The sequence below is a fragment of the Streptomyces sp. NPDC085927 genome (assembly GCF_044540975.1).
GTDB classification, from domain to species: domain Bacteria; phylum Actinomycetota; class Actinomycetes; order Streptomycetales; family Streptomycetaceae; genus Streptomyces; species Streptomyces hirsutus.
The window spans coordinates 1-2259 of record NZ_JBITSN010000043.1; the positions used below are offsets into that span (position 1 = coordinate 1).

Below are 2259 nucleotides of genomic sequence, written 5' to 3' on the forward strand. Positions count from 1 at the left end.
CGAGCGCACCATCAACCGCCTCAAGGGCTTCCGCGCCGTCGCCACCCGCTACGAGAAACGCGCCTACATCTACCTCGGCACCGTCACACTCGCAGTCCTCGCCATCTGGCTCCGCACGTGATCCGAGAAACAGCGCCTAGGCCCCGGCGGCGGTGACGCGGGCGGCCGCGTGGTCGCCACCGGCACCCCGGCCGAGGTCGCCAAGGATCCGGCCAGCGCCACCGCGCCCTACCTCGCCCGGCGGCTCGAGCGCTCCTGACGGACCCGGGCGCGGCCCGTCGCTCGGCGATTTCTGGCGTTGCTACTTCTCGCTCCGGGCGGGCGAATGTCGCGAGGAAGACCTGTCCGTACACAGTGCCAAGTACGACGTCATCAGTGTCGCTGTTGGAAGGCTCAGCCTGGTCGCCAGTCCATCCCATCTGCCGTGCAAGCCTGCGGTGGGGCAGCAGGACCGGCGCCAGGTCCAGGCGCCTGGTCAAGGTGAGTTCGTTGCCCAGTGACTCGGTGTCGGGGATGAAATGGTGGTGAATGGCTTTCCACTGAGCCTCCGCCAACTTGAAGGCGCAGGTCAAAGGGCTGGTGTGACCGGCTCTGGGGGTGCTCCCGTTGGTCGTCGGCGGCAGTCTGCGCAGTAGATCGTCCGTCAGCGGCTGACTTCGAGGTTTGTCAGAACAGGCAAGGCGCGCAGGAGGTGGGTGGCGCGAGCGGGATCGGTGCGGAGTTTGATGAGGACCCGCCAGTTCTTGAGATGGGCGAAGCCGTGCTCGACCGGTGCGCGGCCGACGGCGATGACGCGGTTGGCGGTCTTCGGGCCGGGGGTGAGCTTGTGGGTGCGGCTGGCGTGGAAGCCGGTGACGATCACGGGATCGCGTACGTCGCTGTCCAGGCCGCGGAAGCCGAGGTCCGCCAGGGCCCCGAGGCCGACGGCGCGCGGGTGGGCCAGGACGTGATCCTGGCGGGCGGCGGTGTTGTCGTGGGTGCGGCCGGGCCGGGCCGCGGATATCCAGATCAGTCGGCCCCGCTCGTCGGTCAGGGCGAGGAAGTGCAGGCCGTGATGGTGGTGTTTGCCGGAGTAGTTGCGCCGGTCGGCTTTTCCGGTGCGGCGTTGGGTGGCGATGAGGGTGCCGTCGATCAGGACCACCTCCCCGCTCTGCCTGGCGACCTTCTTCAGTGCGCGGCCCAGGCGCGGTGCCTGGGCTGCGAGCAGGGTGATCAGCTCGTCGCGCCAGCGGCGGACGGTGGACTCGGACACGTTGTTGCCGTCGGCCATGTCGGCCAGGCGCTGGTCGTGGCGCAGCACGGCCAGGACGATCACCGCGATCTTCCCGGGCAGCAGGATCCGCCACCTGGACCGGATCACTTTCAGGTGACGTCGTAGCAGGTCGGCGAGGTGGTTGACGGTGCGCGAGGACAGCGGCAGACGGCACTGGTAGACAAGCGGGCAGGTGTCCTCGGCGTGCTTTTTGGTTTTCGTCACACAATTCCAACGGCCGTCGGGGGCAACCCGATTACGGGGGTGCCTCGCTGCCGCAGACGGCAGATCAGGTCACAGGCGGGTGGTGAACCGGCCATCGGGTAGTTTGCGCAGCCAGCCGCGATCGACGAGTCTGACCAGCTTCCCCCGCAGCGGCTCCAGCTTGCCCCGCACGCTGACGTCGATTCCCAGCGCGTCGCCGACCTGCCGGGCCATGACCGGACCGGCGGTCCGCCGCACGGCGGCGAGAATGCGCTGGTAGTCCGGCGGAAGGGTGGTCTCCTCCACGCCTGAGGTGCGGTGCGGGATCAGCATCACCGCACGTCCGCCCACCTGCCCGAACGCCGGCGCGACAGAGGCGCGCTCGTCGGCGAGCTGTTCGCTCATCCGCTCAAGGACCCGCTCCGCGACGGTCAGCTCGTCCCGCTCGGCCCGCACCTCCGCCAGATGCTTGGCCAGCTTTTCTTCGAGTTCATCCAGCTCCGCGCGCCGCGCGGTGATCCGTTCCAGCAGCTCGGGGTCCAGCATGCACCGGATCCTGGAAGGCCGCCCGGTCACGGTGAGCGCGAACCGACAAGCTGGTCCTGGAGCGAGAGATGGCGCAACAGTCTTTGGCGTGACTGGTTGCCAGGCTATTCGCCGGCCTGGGCATGGATGGGGATCTTGGTGATGTCAGGGCGTAACGGGGAGGCTAGTGTCCTGCGCCAGTAGTTGATCGTTAGTAGTTGCGTGACTTCTACTGCTGGTGCGTCAGTCCCTCGTCGGGGCCCGAAGCTGGAACCGTT

Annotated in this window: 2 protein-coding genes and 1 pseudogene; 1 reads left to right on the plus strand and 2 read right to left on the minus strand. The window is 68.2% G+C overall.

Annotated elements, in window-relative coordinates; all coding sequences use genetic code 11:
* A pseudogene (locus tag ACIF80_RS37450) lies at positions 1-121 on the plus strand (IS5/IS1182 family transposase); the annotation flags it as partial.
* Positions 122-643: 522 nt separating this feature from the next.
* On the opposite strand, the gene ACIF80_RS37455 reads toward ACIF80_RS37450, so the two are convergent.
* Positions 644-1477, minus strand: a complete 834-nt coding sequence (locus tag ACIF80_RS37455; protein ID WP_399813504.1) for a transposase family protein — start codon at positions 1475-1477, stop codon at positions 644-646.
* Between the two features lie 69 nt (positions 1478-1546).
* Positions 1547-2002 carry a hypothetical protein gene (locus ACIF80_RS37460; protein ID WP_399813506.1) on the minus strand — a complete coding sequence of 152 codons (456 nt, stop codon included), beginning with the start codon at positions 2000-2002 and terminating at the stop codon, positions 1547-1549.
* Positions 2003-2259: the final 257 nt, after the last annotated feature.